Origin of the sequence: Candidatus Defluviilinea proxima, from assembly GCA_016721115.1 — a bacterium.
Lineage (GTDB): Bacteria > Chloroflexota > Anaerolineae > Anaerolineales > Villigracilaceae > Defluviilinea > Defluviilinea proxima.
Window position 1 is genome coordinate 1,813,100 of the sequence record JADKIW010000001.1, and the last position, 17,268, is coordinate 1,830,367.

Consider the following 17,268-nt stretch of genomic DNA (forward strand, 5'->3'; position numbering starts at 1 on the left):
GCGTTATGAAGCGAAGCGACATTCACACAATACTTGTCCCTGGCTCGGGAGCCATTGTCATCGGTCAAGCCGCGGAGTTTGATTACTCGGGCACGCAGGCGGTCAAGGCTTTGAAAGCGGAAGGGTATCGCGTGGTGCTGGTGAATTCGAATCCAGCCACGATCATGACCGACCCTGAAATTGCGGATGCAACGTACATCGAGCCGCTCACACCTGAGTCATTGGAGGCGATCATCGCACAGGAGAAACCTGATGCGATGCTGCCCACTGTTGGTGGACAGACGGGACTCAACCTTGCGCTGGCACTCAGTGAAAACGGTGTGCTTGAAAAATATGGCGTGCAACTGATCGGTGCAAAACTGACTGCCATCAAAGCCGCGGAAGACCGTCTGCTGTTCCGTGAGACGATGCAGAAGAACGGCATCCCTGTTCCGCGGGGGGGAGCGGCGTATTCGTTGGCAGAGGCGGAAGAACTTGTGAAAGAGACGGGCTATCCTGTTCTCGTGCGTGCTTCGTTTGCGATGGGTGGGACGGGCGCATCGTGGGTGTATGATCACGCACAACTGAAAGAAGCAGTTCGCAGCGCTATATCTGAGTCACCGATTCATCAGGCTTGGCTCGAAGAGTCTGTCATTGGTTGGAAGGAATACGAACTTGAGGTGATGCGCGACAAAGCGGATAACTTCGTGGTGGTGTGTTCGATTGAAAATCTCGACCCGATGGGTGTGCATACGGGTGATAGTATCACGGTCGCGCCTGCGCAAACGCTCACCGACCGCGAGTATCAAATTTTGCGTGACCTCGCACATCGCGTGCTGAGCGCAGTTGGTGTGGAGACGGGCGGATCGAATGTGCAATTCGGTGTGGACCCCAAGACGGGACGTGTGGTAGTCATCGAGATGAATCCGCGAGTGAGTCGTTCGTCCGCATTAGCGTCGAAGGCGACGGGGTTCCCGATTGCGAAGTTGGCGGCGTTGGTGGCTGTGGGATATACACTCGATGAAATCACCAATGACATTACCAAGCAAACAAAAGCCGCGTTCGAACCGTCGCTGGATTATGTTGTGACAAAGATCCCGCGCTGGGCGTTCGAGAAATTCCCAGGCGTAGACCCGACCCTCGGACCGCAGATGAAATCTGTCGGTGAAGTGATGGCGTTGGGACGGACGTTCCCTGAGTCGTTGTTGAAGGCTGTGCAATCGCTTGAGATCGGTGTGGACTTTTTGGATGGAAGTGGACCGAACCGAGAGGCGGTTGCTTTCGATGTTGAGAAACTTTCGATACCAACGGCGGATCGATTGTTTAGAGTGTATCGAGCGATTCAAGAGGGTGTGTCACTGGATGAAATCTCCAAGGCAACAGGATATGATCTTTGGTTTTTGGCGCAAATGAAAGAGATAGAGAATGTAGAACGCAGAATGCGGAATGCAGAATTTGGAATGCAGGATGCAGAATTGAAGAGTTTGTTGCGTGAAGCAAAACAACTTGGTTTCGCAGATGCACATATCAGGCGGCTCTTAAATTCATCTTTCTTCATTCATCATTCTTCATTCAGAGAGCTACGGAAATCGTTAGGAATAATACCGACATTCCAACGCGTGGACACTTGTGCCGCAGAATTTGAGGCGCAGACGCCGTATCTGTATTCTGCGTATGAGATGGATGATGAGTCACGACCGACGGATAAGCAGAAGATTTTGATCCTCGGCGGCGGACCGAATCGGATCGGGCAAGGGATCGAGTTTGATTATTGTTGTTGTCAGGCGGCGTTTGCTTTGTCTGAGATGGGATTTGAGACCATCATGTACAACTGCAACCCTGAGACCGTATCCACGGATTATGATACGGCTGACCGCTTGTACTTCGAGCCGTTGACGTTGGAACATGTGTTGAATGTCATTGACCGAGAACAGCCCATCGGTGTGATCGTGCAGTTCGGCGGGCAGACGCCGCTCAATTTGGCAGCAGGACTCGAGGCGGCAGGCGTGAAAATTTTGGGCACGTCGCCGCATGCGATTCAACTTTCGGAAGACCGCGAAGAGTTTGCGAAACTGCTCAAAGAGTTGGATATCCCTCAGCCCGAGAATGGAATCGCCCGTTCGTTGGAAGAAGCAAGAGTCGTCGCGGAAAGAATCGGATATCCCGTGTTGGTGAGACCGTCGTTCGTGTTGGGGGGCAGGGCAATGGCTTTAGTGGATTCAGAAGCCAATTTGGCAGGATTCATTCAACAGGCGATCGAAGCGGCTCCTGGTCAACCGATATTAATTGACAAGTTTATGGAAGACGCGTTCGAGATCGATGTCGATGCGTTGGCGGATGGAGAACGAGTCGTTGTCGGGGCGGTGATGCAACATATCGAAGAAGCGGGCGTCCATTCGGGAGATGCGGCGTGCGTCCTGCCTCCGTATAAGGTCAGCGCGTATCATCAGGGCATCATGCAGGAATACACCGAGCAGTTGGGTCTGGCGTTGGGCGTGCGCGGATTGATGAACGTGCAGTTCGCGTTGAAAGATGAAGTGGTGTGCGTGCTGGAGGTGAACCCGCGCGCTTCGCGGACCGTGCCGTATGCGAGCAAGGCGACGAATTTGAATTTGGCTTATAAAGCCGCGCAGGTGATGGCGGGCAAGACGCTGCTGGAATTGGGCGTGACCGAGGAGCCGCGCGTGGACGGGTTCTTCGTCAAGGAAGCGGTATTGCCGTTCAAGAAACTGCCTGGCTCGAGCGCACTGCTCGGACCTGAGATGCGCTCGACGGGCGAAGTGATGGGACACGCTTCTCATTTCGGTCATGCGTTTGCGAAGTCGCAGACCGCCGCAGGTGTCAGTCTGCCAGAGAGCGGTGCTGTTTTGGTGACGGTGAATGATATGGATAAAAGTGCGGGCTTGAAGTTTGCGCGCGATATGCACCGCATGGGTTTCAAACTGTATGCGACGCCTGGCACGGCGGATATGTGTATGCGCGCGGGCTTACCTGTGGAAGTGGTGGAGAAGGCGCAGGACGGTTCGACTCAAATCGTAGACCTGATTCGCGGTGGACAGATTCAACTCGTCCTGAACACGCCGCTGGGTCCGCATGCACACAAAGACGGAGCCGAGATCCGCAAGGCGGCGATCGCGATGAACGTGCCACTGCTTACGACTCTCTCCGCGGCAATGGCGGCGGTCTCTGCGATTCAGGCGTTGGGGAAGAAGGAATTGAGGTATCGGAGTTTACAGAGTCATTTTGGGGGAACGAAATAGAAATTTATAGACCTGACAGGTTTTATCGTAACACGAGTCCGTTGGGCTTCTGCGAGTGGAAAAGCGACTCGATCAATCGCGGTTCTGTGAAAACCTGTCAGGTCTTTTTGTAAAGCAGCGATGGCGGCGGTCTCTGCGATTCAGGCGCTGGGGAAGAAGGAGTTGCGGTACAGGAGTTTACAGAGTCATTTTGGGGGGAACGGATAGGAAACGGATAAACGGATCGCTTCGCGTCACGGACTGCTTCACGCAGACGGAAACGGATTTGGGTTCGTTTGTTTGTGAGTTGATGTAAAAAATATAGACCTGATAGGTTTTCTTTTGGGAACCTGTCAGGTCTTTTTGTATGGCTTGTTTTGGCGGACTGAAGCCTTACGGTATCGAAGTTTACAGAGTCATTTTGGGGGAGGATAGTGGTTTGTCTCAGCGTAACAAATTCAGAGTGATTCGATATGTAAACCGTAAAAAATCATATTGAAAAATCATAAACATAGTTTTTGTTATAAACCCACTCGGGATAGTCATGCATCAAATTATCGCAATAGTTCCGAAGCATAGGAATTAACCATCGAAATTCAGACTCGGCAAGTTGAGCTTTGTCTATTTCCTTTGTTTCATCTATCATTTTGTTGAACTTGGCAGCCAATTCAATATAGTCATTTAGTCTTGGGATATATGCAATTAGATTTGTTTCACCCATGCCACTAAGAATCATTTTAGCTACGTTTACTCTGAAGTGAGGGGAAGTGTTACTTTCTAATATTACAAAGTTTTCAGTTAGCGCTTTCAAGTGAAACTGTATGACCTTAAGGTTGTAGTCTATCTCGTAGATCAGAGCCCATAATATCTTGCGTTGTTTCTCTGCTTTGCGATAGCGCGAACTCCACTCTTTATCAAGAATCCCTAGCGAAAATGCAATACAAGCAAAAATTATTTCTCGAAGCAAAAAGGCTTCTTCGCCATAGTGGCAAGTTATGCTAAATTCAGAGCCTTTCCATTCTATTTCCTTTGCTTCAAAATTAGGTGTGTCAAGCAAACCATCTACTAGCGCTTTACGCATAAGACGAATTTCACCAAAGGTCGGTACAGTTTTTGCTGAATGTGTGTATTGATGACGTCGACAATCAAGTAAATAATCGAGAATAACCTTCAATTTCTGTTCGTTATTTTTGCTACTCCACGAATCTGGGGCGCTGTTTACTTTATGAATGGTGTAGGCGTTGACGATTTCAAGTTTAAGGTATTCGGGGAGGCTTTGTACAAGGTTATGTATGTTTTTGATTACTCCATAATATTTGCTATATATACCTATTAATCCTTCTATTATCGAAAGATAAATATCTTTGTTGAAAGTTTTCAAGGAGTCGAAAAGTTCATTGAGAAAACTATCTCTTTCCTTGACGCCAGAATAAACCCCTTTAGAAGTTCGAGCCCACCCAGGAAAATCAATAAAATTGTCTTTTCCAGCTAATGTATCTAGACATGTACAGAGTAAATAAAGTTCAAGGTCATTCCTATGAAACCCTTCTAGCGCGTCGTCAATATCTGTAGTAACTAAACTTGACGGTGCTTTAAAGCGCAAATAATCAGTAAAATGGACTCGGCTTACTACTCGAACCAGACGATCAAAAAAAGCTTGATCTCTATGTCCAATGTCTCGAATCTCTTCTACGCTAAGTATTCGAAACGCGACTAGATGTGCAACGCTAATTCCTTCATATGTTGCGCTATCCATGATTGGCAAGTCCATTAATCTTTATCCTTATCCTATCTATATTTCAAACATTATAGAGCTACACAAACGAAAACATAACAATTGACCTCACCCCTAGCCCCTCTCCTGAAGGAGATGGGAACTGGTCACGAGGCTGGATTGTTTTGAAGAATTACAGCTTAAGCTTAGTATCCTCCACCTGAATAATCAGGTGGTTCTGGTTTTGTATATATGGTGCTTGGGAAACTTGGTATATTTATATTAGGATGTCTTGCTGCATATTGTAATTCTTTTTGCTCCCGAGTATGTTCATCAGCACTTTTCTTTAGTGCGTCTTCTACAATGAAACTGAAAGTCCCACCAATCAAGTAAATTAATAGCATAGTGAAAACCCCGATACTCCCACCAATTGTCATTAGACTTTGCCCTATCGTCGGTATTGTGACTAAAACAGTAATGGCAATTAAGCTAAGCCTATCAATGAACCCCAAATAACCCTTCCATATGCTTTGGTCTATTAGTGTCATTATGAAGACGATAATGCGTCCTGCAAAACTATACTTATCTTTTGTTTTCAGATAGAACCTCTGCGTGCTTTCACTGCAACGTTCAAGAACTTCCTCATCTTGTTTAGCAGCTTTCCAAACTCCAGCGCCAAACGCAAAAGGAAAACGAATAATTGATCTTACTAGGTATATATAACCTGTAAGAAAGATTAAATCGATGAAAGCCAACAAAATATTGTCTGTGTGTAATGGGAAAGTCAGACCAAGGATATGACACAAGGTTGCTGTCATTAGAACAACAATTACAGTTCTTTGTTCGACGAGACCAAATCCTAAATCTTTCATTTTTGCCTCCTATTACTGTGCCTACTTAATGAGCAAGGACTCATCTAATTGCTATCTTTAGATTATCTAGTTTATAGGTTACGTAGTTCCCTCGTTTCCAGCATTATAGAACGAGGGGAAGAAAAAGACAACGGAGGGGGATGACCTCTCTCCCGTCTCTCCTAAAGGAGAGAAGCCCAGACCCTTCTCGAACAAGACTATCTTTGGAAACTCAACACGCCACTCATTCAAATATGTTGTCTGCCTTGCTCAATCTCGCAATCGGATTGCCAGGTCAACCTGCCAATTTTTCTTTCTGGGTTCCGTTCGATAATCTGTAAGATATGCTTCGTAGCGGCAGGCAAACGCGTCGCCCTTTGATGTGTCTTCTCGATCTGTTTCCAGTTTCTGCTCTTTTATCCATGTCAACAATGCCTGATTTCCCCGCAGTGCATATCGTGAATAGGTGAGGTGTGCATAACGTCCAGCAGGAAGGACTCCGCTTTTCACACGCTCGTCTCCTGCCTGCTGTGATGTCACCACAAATCCAGCTTCCACATCCATCAACCCTTTCATGTCAATGACATGGTATCGAAGAAAATATGGACCTTGGTCCGCTAAACCTTGTGCATTGACCCACTGACGCAGTTCTTTAAAGAGCTTGTCTGTCTGGGCAAACATGCCTTCGAAAGGGGTAATGATTCGAAGACCAACATACTGCTTCGCGGCGCGCTGGTCGATTCCTCGGGCGCCTATTTCTGGTGGAAATTGTAAGGTTTTCATCTGTGATTCACCAGATTACTTGCTAAGTTGTTTCATTCTCTTAACAGATGCGGTCACCAACTGTTTCAAGACCTTCTTATCCACATCGTCCAGTTTCTTGATGTATAAACATCCTACGCTGGTGGTGTGCTTTCCAAGTTTTTTAAGCAGGTCGGTGTGTTCATCAAAACCGCCCATCATGTATAAGGTCAGGCTTTGTTTGCGGGGCGAGAAACCCGTCAACATCCAGTCGCCTTCGCGTCCGCTTTTGCCTTTGTAGTGATAACTGCCAAAGCCCACGATGGTCGCACCCCACATCTTCGGCTCCTCTTTGGTGACCTGTTTCATCATCTTGAGGATCTCGAAACAGTCATTCCGTTTCACCTCGTCCGCGACACTGTTGAGGAGCTTTGTCACACTAGCTTTGTTCACCTTGGTCTTGAGTTCAGCTTTTGCCACGTCAACCTCCAAATCTTGGGTATGTCCTAAGCGATGTCACAATTATATATGTTTCGCCCGTCAAATTTTGCAGACCGTTTTGATGGCGATGGAACAGTCGCTGGTTGTGGATTGCTCATGTGGGGATGATGTTTGGTGACCTAGACGGTAAGCTCTAAGCGATTCCCTTCGGGGTCGAGGATCACGCTTTCGTAGTAACCGTCACCGGTTCGGCGCGGACCGTCAAGCACTGGTACACCCTGGGCTTTTAACTCCGCTGTTAGTTTATCCACGGCAGATTCAGATCCGAGAGAAACGGCTATGTGCGTAAGTCCCATTCGCTGGGCACCATCGGGCAGTTGAATGGGTGACAGGGTGGTGGTTGTCATCGCTTCGATCCGCGCACCCGTTGAGAATGATAGAAAGCGGGAACGAAAACCATTGGCTGGGTTTTCGTACAAGGGACCAACGGAAGCGCCAAAATTGTGCTCATAAAAAGCACAGAACGCATCCAGGTCATATACCCAAAAGGCAATATGTTCGATGTTGATCATAAACTCTAATATCCAAAATTATAGGACCAGCTGAACAAAAGGACAACGAGGTTTGGATGAAAATACAACAATCGGTGGTTAGGGGTTATTAGCCTTGACGGATGAACTCCATCGACCAGTTTGTTTCCCAAGTGCTGCCATTGTCTGGCGAGAATGCCTGTTCCCATCGTAGGTGATCAGGTGACAAAACGGACCAGGTAAAGCGTACTTTGATCGCGACACCCCGAAGAACATCATCGGCAAGAAATATGCCAACCCCGTCTGAGAAGCGTCCAACAACAGGTGTGTCAATGGCGTGAGGAAACCTTCCGTCCAGCCACCAGATTGACCAAAGTCCATTGTCTGAATTGTAGGAACGAAGCGCAATCGCCCGAACCTGTCCGTCTGGCAGGAAGAGTTGATTGTCTTCGATATTACCAAAGCCGCCAAGTATTTTTTGAGTGCACGACAAACCGTCGAATTCAATCCATTCGTTGCAGTTGTTCAGCCTTTCCTTTAGTTTGCGGTGCTTCACAGACCAGGTGCCGATTTCAAAGTCGAAGTCCGATGGTGCGTTATTTTCTAATGAAAGAAGCATAATTCTCCTAAACTGCATAAATATGTGGGCGAATTGTGTGTGTAAGACTCAAGATTAAGTCTTATATCTCAGAGATTACACAATATTATTAAAAGGAACTGTTTTTCTGGGAACAGGACAATCGGTGGTTATATAAAATCTTTCACTTCTTATAATGTAACGCCACAACTCCCGAACCAAACGTTTTTTGCCCGATAAGTTTCAACGTGCGATCCTTGACCGCTCCGAACAAGCGCGGACCTCTTCCCGCAATAATGGGGTGAACGACAAAGTGATACTCGTCGATCAGATCCCATTCTGCAACTTGCGATGCGATGCTCAGGCTGCCAATGGCAATATTTTTCCCTGGCTGTCCTTTTAACTTCATGATCTCTTCTCGCAGATTGCCGTGAAGGAGCATCGTGTTGTTCCACTCTACGCTCTTCAACGTCGTTGAAAAGACGATCTTCGGCATGGCATCGTATATGCGGGCGAATTCGTTGATCGCTTTTGATTCCGATCCGTTCACTGCGACATCGTGCCAATATGGATACATCAAGTTGTAAGTGTTGCGTCCGAAAATGTCAACGCCTGTCTCGCGCAAGAGCCCAGTGAAGTACTCATGCAATTCGTCATCGGCGATCCCCGTTTCATGTCCACAGTAGCCGTCTATCGTGATGTTGATCGCAAAAACAACTTTTCTCATGGGTTGGTCCGACATTATTTTGCTCCTTGAAAATAGGACAATCGGTGGTTAAGTATTTATAAAAATTTGGGCGGCCGTTTTTCGATGAATGCGGCAACGCCTTCTTTATGCTCTGCGCTCTTGCCTGCGATTTCCTGAATGTGCCCCTCGTAATCAAGTACATCTTCCAGGTTTGGCAACATGGCTTTGTTGAAGGCACGCTTTGTCAGCCCAAACGCGCCGATGGGTGCTTTCGTCATGGCGCGCGCTACTTCATGAATTGTTTTGTGAAGGTCATCGAATGGAATAACTTGATTCACCATGCCCCAATCTATTGCCTGTTGTGCGGTGATCTGCGCATTGGAAAGATAATATTCCATGGCGCGACCCAGACCGATCAACGCAGGCAGTAATACCGTCACTGCCGAGTCGGGGATGAGCGCAATGCCGCCGAATCCCACCACGAATCGGGCTGTATCCGCCGCGATGCGCAGATCACAGGCGAGGGCGATTCCCAACGACGCGCCCGCACACATCCCATTGACGGCGGCGATGACTGGTTTTTCGATCTGGCGGATCTGCAAAATGAGCGGATTGTAGGTCTTGAGCAAATGCTCGCGATATGAGATCGACTCGCCCTCGGTTCTCATCTCTGTGATATCCTGCCCAGCCCCGAAGATATGTCCACTGCCTGTCAGCACCACCACACGCACTTGCTTGTCCTCTGCGGCTTGCCTGAAAGCGGATTGCAACTCACCGATCAGTTCGAGGTTATACGCGTTCGCTTTGGGGCGATCCACGGTGAGAGTCAATACGTTCGCATTCAAGTCTGTTCGTAAAAACGGCATGAGAACCTCCTATGGATTCCATTTTAGAACTACGTCGATATGATCATCGGTGGGGATGGGTTGGTCCGTGAGGATACTATTACGCATCCGCTATATGCTTGATCTGGTTTACATGACTTCGCTCATGGAGGACAAGTCGCCTCGCATACGAGAACACGGTTGAGTTGAGTGGCTTCCCCGCGCCTGTCACAGTCGCTGAACGGGACCAGCTTTTGTGGGGCAAAGCGTTCAAGGCGGCTAAAAGTTTTGTCCGCTGTTTGGTGAAAGCCTGCAAGGATGTTCGAAATGGCTGTTCAGGATAGTCCGCTTGTTTGATCCATGTTCGTGGGCTGATCGCCTTGATGGTTGGCTGGTCGTGCGCGATGATCGTTTCCATGGCGTTGCCCCACACATCGGAACAGGAACGCAGATGCGCGAGTATGTCATTGATGGACCACTCACCTTGCTCTGGAGACGTGTGTAATTGATCCGATTTCAAGTCCGCGGTGTATTCGGCGATTTGTATCGGATGCTTTGTCAGCAGATCGAGAATCTGTTCGATAGTGAGTAGCGACTTGGACATGGAGCATATACCTCTAAGAGACTGTTTCTTAACTTCTTTTTTGGACACGGATGCCACGAAAAAGAGCTTTAAAAAATTGTCTTTTTCCGTATGTTCCGTGAAATCCGTGTACAAAAGAACGAAATTCAAGACTTAAGAAACACTCGCTAAGAAAAGATCAGGATTTTTGCTTAAGCATTCTTATTGAGGGCCGTGGTGAAATCGAAATTGCCCGGCGATTGACCATAACTGGTCAACAACATGGCGGCTTCACTGCGGTGTTGTGTGGCATGGATGATGAGATCGATAAGGATGTGCCACACAAAACGTTCGCGTATCGCGCCGGGGATGACATAACGGATTGTGCTGTTCAACGTTTCATCGGTCAATGTGTTGAGATAGGCACGCATCTCCTGTTGTTCTACCATCCAGCGCTCTTGCAACGCGGCGAAGGTCGGAATGGCATCTTCGTGAAGCTCAGTTGCATCGTACGCCGCATCGTTTGCCAAAGGTTCCTGATAATACCCTTGAAGCGTGATCCGCTGTTGCCAGATGTTATCCAGTATGTGGACCATCGTGGCGCGCAAACTTCCATGCCCATAGGGGTTCGGGGCGGCGTATTGCTCCGGGCTCACTTTGGCGCAAGTTGTCAGGAGGCGTGTGTCAGCCCAGTCATTGTAATCGTACAGTAGTTTGATTTCATCAACTTTCATCGTAGCGTCTCCGTTAAGGGAATAACATGTAGATACAGGGAAGACAATCAGTGTTTATCGTGGATAAGAATTCGCAGGTGGATGCGATGGTATTTCAGAGACCATTGCATTTCTTCAAAAAGTCCAACACCTGCATCTTGATATCCTGGTCCATTTCCAATAGGGACGGTCCATTTCCCAGTGTGTCTGGAACAATGATCAATGACTTTGGTTCACCTGCCGCATTGAAGCCCGCCTCTGTCGTTTCTCTCCAGGGGTTCGCCTCTTCACCAGCAATAAAGAGTTTGGGCAATGTAACTTTGGAGAGGTTGGCGGCACCATGATAGGTGATTAAGAGAAGGCCTGTGATCTCTGGATACTTTAAGTTGAATGCGCATCCACTGGCCCCATTACTTGCTCCCGCGCAGACAATGCGGCGGTATCCATTGTTCCGCAGGAATTCAATGGCCTGTTTCACCAACACAGCCGTGTCTCCCTGGCTATCGGGCGAACTGATCGCCAGGACGGTGAAATCATTTTCAGCGAGAAATTTGGCAAAGACGGCCCATTGTGACTCACTCATACCTCCCACGCTGGCAAGGATCACAGCCGTTTCCCCATGTCCATAGGCAGTCCCAGTGACGGGCAGGCCGTCGGTCTCTTTGATGATAACCCGCCCCTCAGCTAACGGCGTCATCGTCAGGCTGGGTGGCTTCGTGGCCGTCAGTGTGGGACGAGGCGTTAACGTCATGCGAGGTGTTTGCGTGGCAGTTATGGTCGGTACGGTGGTGGCGGTCAATGTAGGGAGTGCCGTCGAAGTGGGAGGTGGTACTTCCGTTGCTGGGGCACATCCGTTTATAAATAATATGGCAATGATAATGATGATGCTGAACCGATGCATGTTGCACTCCTTGTGATTACCAAACTATGAATGTTGATACAGATTATAGGTCTGCCTCAACAGAAATACAATAATAGTTGGGGATGGATTAAAGAATCTGATCGAGGATCAACTTCAACGCCGCGAGGCTGGCAAGGATCATCACAACGTTATTGAATAGACTTTCTGAGATGCGCGGCAACAACCACTTCCCAATAAATGCACCAATGATAATGACGGGCAACATGACTAGGTCAAAGAGCAGGGTCGTCGCGTTGACCATGGGATTCGTAGGCAGAACCAGACTGAGGAACGCATAGAGCGGGAGCTTGGTCAGATTAAAGATGAAGAAATACCAGGCGGACGTCCCCATGAACTCATTCTTCGAAAGTCTCATCATACCGCTGAGATAGATCGTCATGATGGGACCTGCCGCATTGGATACGGCTGTGGAGAAGCCTGCCAGCACGCCAGTGGATACGAGTCCTGCCTGTGACGTGGGTATGAGTTTGTCCCCCCAATGCTTGCGTGCCAAACTGACGGCCATCATTGCCAACACCAAAACACCGATGATGATGTTCAACCAGTCCACGCGCCCGCCTTGTGCCCCGGTGTACCACAACAATCCAACACCAATGACAATGCCGACGATCACCCACGGAAGCAGACTGCGCAAGTTATCCCAACGTGCATGTTGACGGTACCACAGCACGGCGAAGACATCGCCAAAGATCAGCAAGGGAAGTGTTGCGCCCACGGACAACCGCCCACCAAACACAAGCGCCATCAATGGGACGACTAGGATGCCGATGCCGGGCAATCCCGTTTTGGTGATGCCGACCGTCAGCGCGGCGAGGATGCCGATCATCCATTGTTCAGGGGTTAAGGACATAAATTTAGCGCAGTCTCCAAAATTTGGAAGATGGGGAGGAAGTGAAGGCCGGTGTTTATTAGATTTCTTGCAAAAGCCTCGGCCTTAACCACGGAGGCACAGAGTCACGGAGATTTTCAAAGTTTTTCTCAGTGTTTCCGTGTCTCCGTGGTTCAAAAAAATTGAGGGTGACCGAACTCTTCACGTATGCAAGAGATCTATGGAGTTGTTTTGGAAACGAAGAATCAATCCCACCTTGCGTACACAATTTGTTATTCACTAACCAGCCACTCTTTTGCCTCGTCGATGTCGCTAAACCTTTTCGGCGGGTGTGGAATGACGTAACTAAATGAATCTAGAAGAATCTTCTGGGCTGGGTTTGCTTCAATGATCAGTGCGCTTTTGCGAAAATAGGGCGCCGCGCGGATGGCGTTTCTCATCAGCCCGATCAATGCCGTGTTGGTGAGGTGTGTGTTACGCAGGTCAGCCATGGCCAAAATAGATTTTTTAGGCTCTGGCTGTAATAGTGAAACCAATGTTTCCAGTTTGGCTATTAAAGACACATGATCGTCCATCAAATTGGCGGCGTTGATGAAGATAATTCTTTTTTCTTTGTGTTCGATCCAGTTTACAGGCATAGGTGCGTATTATACATGGCAAAATTGATCGCTGGTTAGATTCTGTTTTGGTAATTCCACCGCCAACGAGGCGATGATACTGATGGACCATTGTTCAGATGGCAAGGACATGAGATCGACGATTCCCTATGAAATATGTAAAATAACGAGCTTGGTTAACTCGTTTCTTTGTCCTTGATGAACTTTAGCAAATCATCGCTTAGACTAAGAGACTTTGGATGGGGCATTATTATGTCTTTTCGCGCGATATAAACAAACATGCCTATAAACACTATTACATAACCCGCCATAATAAAAACGGCCAAAAGATTTGCGATTACATTGTTTTTACTAATAATTTTTTCTTTGATATTAATTACGTTTTGTTCGCTTGCCTGTGGAAACTCTGACTGCAACGCTTCTTCAAACTTTACAGTAGTAGTTGATATACGGGGATTGTAGTTTATGTCATATAGCATATATCCAAACATTCCAATCATTATCGCAATTGTTATTGTTGAAAATGTATAGAAAGATTTCGGACTCTTTCTATAGTCGAGCAATGAATTAATGCGCAGTATTGCGCGTCTAAAAAAAGATTTTTTTGCTGTTGTTGTCCGTATTATTTTTAAGCCTTCTGGAACCCCTAGAATCACCCCTTCAGATTGTAGCTCGGTATCTGAGCTACCTGTATGTTGAACTTCTAAAACAGCACCGTCGTCTTGGTCTAAGAAATCAAAACTAATGGCTAGTGCAGTCTCGCCACTGTGAAAAGCTGAAAAATTTATCTCTGGACGTGATACTTTAACGATTTTATAGTCCAGTATCTTTGGCGTAAACTCTTCGTCACAGAAATTTATTTTCACACTTGATTGTGAGGGGATATCAGTCTTGTTTATTGGTTTTCTACCGCCATTCCAAACCCAGACATAAGTTGTAAAGATTCTTGTAACTTCTTCTTGTCCGTAAGTAATCTTAATCTTTGTGTCTTTTTCGTCGGAAAGCTTTGAAATATTTTTAAAGGTTTTGTAATAACACCGGGGATCTTTAGACTCTATTCCTTTTTTGTATAAATAAATACTAAGTAATATGCCCAAGATGCCGACGATAAAGCCTGCATAGTTAATAATATCCCTTATTTCCATGTTCCTGACTCCTTTTGCAGATTTATAAGCTTTTTGGAACAACCAGTATTTGTCTATTGTGATGTGTAAATATCTGTCTTGGTATGCTATTTGGCAAAATTGTTTTTGGTTTTTGATTATTAGCGAGCAATTCCCTATGTCTGATATTATAGAACTACCCTAACAAAAACACAACCTCCCCTTGACTCATTCCCCGCCAGCCCATACAATAGCCCCCAACATGAACCTGTACGCGCATCACCACCACCATCATACACAACCCCCGCAAGGTCGGGAGGCGTCTGTGCGCGTACCTGTGATCCACTAACAGGAACTCGTAATTTGTCTCATCAGTCCCCGACCCTGCGTCGGGGATTTTTTGTATCAATTGCAAACAGACCATGGACCATAGACGATGGACAATGGTTGCAACATGGTCAACGGTCTATCGTCTATGGTCTATCATCCATCGTCAATCTCTTGAAAAGGAATTTTTATGAATCAACCAGCAATTCGACTCTCTCTCCCCTCGAAAGGACGTCTGCAAGACGACTCGCTCGATTTCCTCGCCGCCTGCGGACTCTCCGTCCATAAGCCCAACCCGCGCCAATACGAAGCGGAAGTCCCCTCATTGCCTGAACTGGGAATCATCTTCCAGCGCCCGGGCGATATCGTTGTCAGTGTGCGCCAAGGCTCTGTAGATTTTGGCATCACGGGCATTGATGTGCTCGAAGAGAAGCGCGGCGAGAACGGCGACATCATCGTTCTGCACGATACGCTTGGCTACGGTCATTGCTCGCTCAAACTGGCCGTCCCTGAAGCATGGGATGATGTCACCGACATTCCATCGCTCAAAAAACATTCCACTACATTGAGCCATCCATTGCGTGTGGCGACCAAGTTCCCTGTCCTCACGGAACGTTTCCTCGCAAAGCATGATATTCCGCACACACTCATCTATGCAGAAGGCACACTCGAAACCGCGCCGACCATTGGATACGCCGACATCATCTCGGACCTCGTCTCCTCGGGGCAAACGCTAAAAGATAATCGTCTACGTGCATTGCCCGATGGACTTATCCAGGCATCGCAGTCCGCGCTCATTGCGAATCGCAAGAACCTGAAAGAGAAACCTGAAATTCTCGAAATGGCGCGCCGTTTGCTCGAATACATCGAAGCGCATCTCAGGGCTGAGGAAAATCTCCTCGTGATCGCCAACATGCGCGGGTCCAGCCCCGAAGCGATAGCAGAGAAACTCTTCACGCAAACATCGGTCGGCGGCTTGCAAGGTCCCACCATCAGCCCCATCGTCACGCGCGAAGCGAATCAAGGCTGGCACTCGGTCACAGTCATTGTGCGTCGCGATCATCTTCCGCGTGCCATCACCGAACTGCGCTCCATCGGCGGCAGTGGCATCATCGTCTCGCCTGTCAAATATATTTTCGAAGAAGAACCCCCGCGCTACAATGCCATGCTTGCCGCGCTGAAAGGATAACCATGAAACAGCTCGACCCACAAACCGCAAGACAAACGATTTTGAAACGCACGCCGCCCGATGAATTCCCCGTGAGCGAACGCGTGATGGATAACATCGAAAAACTTTTCGGTGAAAGATTAACCGCCGAAGCAGCCGTGACACGCATCTTGAAAGACGTGCGGACCAACGGAGACTCCGCGCTGCAAAACTGGACAAAGCGCCTCGATTCGATCGACCGAAAGCCTGCTCCCGTTTCGAAAGAACTGATCCAATCTGCATTAGAGTCCATCTCACCTGCCGAACGTGATGCGCTCGAAAAAGCCGCCGCCCGCGTGGAAGCCTTCCACAAAAAACAACCGCTGACCTCATGGTTCACCAATGAACTTGGCGGCACGCTCGGGCAGATCATCCGTCCGATTCAACGTGTGGGTTTATACGTTCCTGGCGGCACTGCTCCCTTGCCTTCGACAGTCTTGATGAGCGCCATCCCTGCAAGAGTAGCAGGCGTTAAAGAAATTGCGGTTGTAACTCCTCCAATGAAAATGCAGAAGGCAGAAGGCACGCAAAGCGTGCAGAATCAAAATTCATCATTCGACATTCCGCATTCTTCATTTATTCCCCCGATCATTCTTGCCGCCTGCGCCGTCGCTGGCGTGGACGAGGTCTATCCCTTTGGTGGGGCGCAGGCAATTGCCGCATTGGCTTACGGCACCGAAACCATCCGCCCTGTTGACAAGATCTTCGGCCCTGGTAACTTATTCGTCACCCTCGCCAAGCGACAAGTCTATGGCGTCGTTGGCATTGACGGACTCGCTGGCCCAACTGAGACAGTTGTCATTGCTGATGACTCTGCCAACCCCAGTTGGGTCGCGGCGGATCTGCTTGCCCAAGCCGAACATGATCTCTTAGCATCTGCCATTCTCCTCACTCCCTCGCAAACCTTAATTGAAAAAGTCCAAGCCGAAGTCTCCAAACAGATCGAAGACCGCGGACGTGCCGACATCATCGTTGCGTCGCTTGAAAACCGTGGCGGCGCTGTGCTCACTCGTGACCTTGACGAAGCCATTCAAATTGCTAACGAATACGCCCCTGAACACTTGGGCTTGTCTGTCAGTGAACCGTGGCGCTGGGTCGAAAAAGTGACCAATGCAGGCGGTGTCTTCATGGGCGAGCACTCCTTTGAAGTATTGGGAGATTACCTCGCAGGTCCCAGCCACGTCATGCCGACAGGCGGCTCTGCGCGATTTGCCTCTCCGCTCAATGTGTGGGACTTTGTGAAAATCGTCAGTCTTGTTGCACTTGATGGAAAGACGGCGCAAGAGGTAGGTCCTATTGCCGCCACCCTCGCCCAGTCCGAAGGATTGGATGCACATGCCAATGCGGCTTTAATGCGGACGATGGACAATGGACGGTAGACCATCGAAGACCTTTCATCGTCCA

At 48.3% G+C, this 17,268-nt stretch carries 17 protein-coding genes; 3 read left to right on the plus strand and 14 right to left on the minus strand.

Annotated elements, in window-relative coordinates:
* The first annotated feature begins 5 nt into the window (after positions 1-5).
* On the plus strand, positions 6-3,239 hold the full coding sequence (gene carB, locus IPP66_08355; GenBank protein MBK9925292.1) for a carbamoyl-phosphate synthase large subunit: 3,234 nt from the start codon (positions 6-8) through the stop codon (positions 3,237-3,239).
* 469 nt (positions 3,240-3,708) lie between these two features.
* On the opposite strand, the gene IPP66_08360 is transcribed toward carB, so the two are convergent.
* The 14 genes from IPP66_08360 to IPP66_08425 all read right to left on the minus strand — a co-directional run bounded on the left by IPP66_08360 (position 3,709) and on the right by IPP66_08425 (position 14,372).
* Positions 3,709-4,989: a hypothetical protein gene (locus tag IPP66_08360; protein MBK9925293.1), complete on the minus strand. Its 1,281-nt coding sequence runs from the start codon at positions 4,987-4,989 to the stop codon at positions 3,709-3,711.
* 149 nt (positions 4,990-5,138) lie between these two features.
* Positions 5,139-5,804, minus strand: a complete 666-nt coding sequence (locus IPP66_08365; GenBank protein MBK9925294.1) for a hypothetical protein — start codon at positions 5,802-5,804, stop codon at positions 5,139-5,141.
* 249 nt (positions 5,805-6,053) lie between these two features.
* On the minus strand, positions 6,054-6,566 hold the full coding sequence (locus IPP66_08370) for a GyrI-like domain-containing protein (GenBank protein MBK9925295.1): 513 nt from the start codon (positions 6,564-6,566) through the stop codon (positions 6,054-6,056).
* 15 nt (positions 6,567-6,581) lie between these two features.
* Positions 6,582-7,004 carry a DUF1801 domain-containing protein gene (locus IPP66_08375; GenBank protein ID MBK9925296.1) on the minus strand — a complete coding sequence of 141 codons (423 nt, stop codon included), beginning with the start codon at positions 7,002-7,004 and terminating at the stop codon, positions 6,582-6,584.
* A 140-nt stretch (positions 7,005-7,144) separates the two neighbouring features.
* Complete coding sequence (locus IPP66_08380; GenBank protein MBK9925297.1) at positions 7,145-7,534, minus strand: VOC family protein; 390 nt, start codon at positions 7,532-7,534, stop codon at positions 7,145-7,147.
* 91 nt (positions 7,535-7,625) lie between these two features.
* A complete protein-coding gene (locus IPP66_08385; protein ID MBK9925298.1) occupies positions 7,626-8,114 on the minus strand; it encodes a DUF1579 domain-containing protein in 489 nt (162 codons plus the stop codon).
* A gap of 142 nt (positions 8,115-8,256) precedes the next feature.
* The gene (locus IPP66_08390; GenBank protein ID MBK9925299.1) at positions 8,257-8,799 is read right to left on the minus strand and encodes a dihydrofolate reductase family protein; all 543 of its coding nucleotides are present in this window, start codon (positions 8,797-8,799) and stop codon (positions 8,257-8,259) included.
* A gap of 56 nt (positions 8,800-8,855) precedes the next feature.
* Positions 8,856-9,626, minus strand: a complete 771-nt coding sequence (locus IPP66_08395) for an enoyl-CoA hydratase/isomerase family protein (protein MBK9925300.1) — start codon at positions 9,624-9,626, stop codon at positions 8,856-8,858.
* Positions 9,627-9,705: 79 nt separating this feature from the next.
* Positions 9,706-10,188, minus strand: coding sequence for a DinB family protein (locus tag IPP66_08400; protein ID MBK9925301.1), 483 nt, complete (start codon positions 10,186-10,188; stop codon positions 9,706-9,708).
* A gap of 170 nt (positions 10,189-10,358) precedes the next feature.
* Positions 10,359-10,880, minus strand: coding sequence for a DinB family protein (locus IPP66_08405; protein MBK9925302.1), 522 nt, complete (start codon positions 10,878-10,880; stop codon positions 10,359-10,361).
* Between the two features lie 94 nt (positions 10,881-10,974).
* Positions 10,975-11,760 carry an alpha/beta hydrolase gene (locus tag IPP66_08410; GenBank protein ID MBK9925303.1) on the minus strand — a complete coding sequence of 262 codons (786 nt, stop codon included), beginning with the start codon at positions 11,758-11,760 and terminating at the stop codon, positions 10,975-10,977.
* Positions 11,761-11,848: 88 nt separating this feature from the next.
* Positions 11,849-12,631 (minus strand): sulfite exporter TauE/SafE family protein, encoded by a 783-nt coding sequence (locus IPP66_08415; protein MBK9925304.1) that lies wholly within the window; start codon positions 12,629-12,631, stop codon positions 11,849-11,851.
* A gap of 251 nt (positions 12,632-12,882) precedes the next feature.
* Entirely contained in the window at positions 12,883-13,248 is a 366-nt protein-coding gene (locus IPP66_08420; protein ID MBK9925305.1) for a hypothetical protein, read from the minus strand.
* A 155-nt stretch (positions 13,249-13,403) separates the two neighbouring features.
* Positions 13,404-14,372, minus strand: a complete 969-nt coding sequence (locus IPP66_08425; GenBank protein ID MBK9925306.1) for a hypothetical protein — start codon at positions 14,370-14,372, stop codon at positions 13,404-13,406.
* 475 nt (positions 14,373-14,847) lie between these two features.
* On the opposite strand from IPP66_08425, the gene hisG reads away from it, so the two are divergent.
* Positions 14,848-15,846 carry an ATP phosphoribosyltransferase gene (gene hisG / locus IPP66_08430; protein MBK9925307.1) on the plus strand — a complete coding sequence of 333 codons (999 nt, stop codon included), beginning with the start codon at positions 14,848-14,850 and terminating at the stop codon, positions 15,844-15,846.
* 2 nt (positions 15,847-15,848) lie between these two features.
* Entirely contained in the window at positions 15,849-17,243 is a 1,395-nt protein-coding gene (gene hisD / locus IPP66_08435; protein ID MBK9925308.1) for a histidinol dehydrogenase, read from the plus strand.
* The last annotated feature ends 25 nt before the right edge of the window (positions 17,244-17,268 follow it).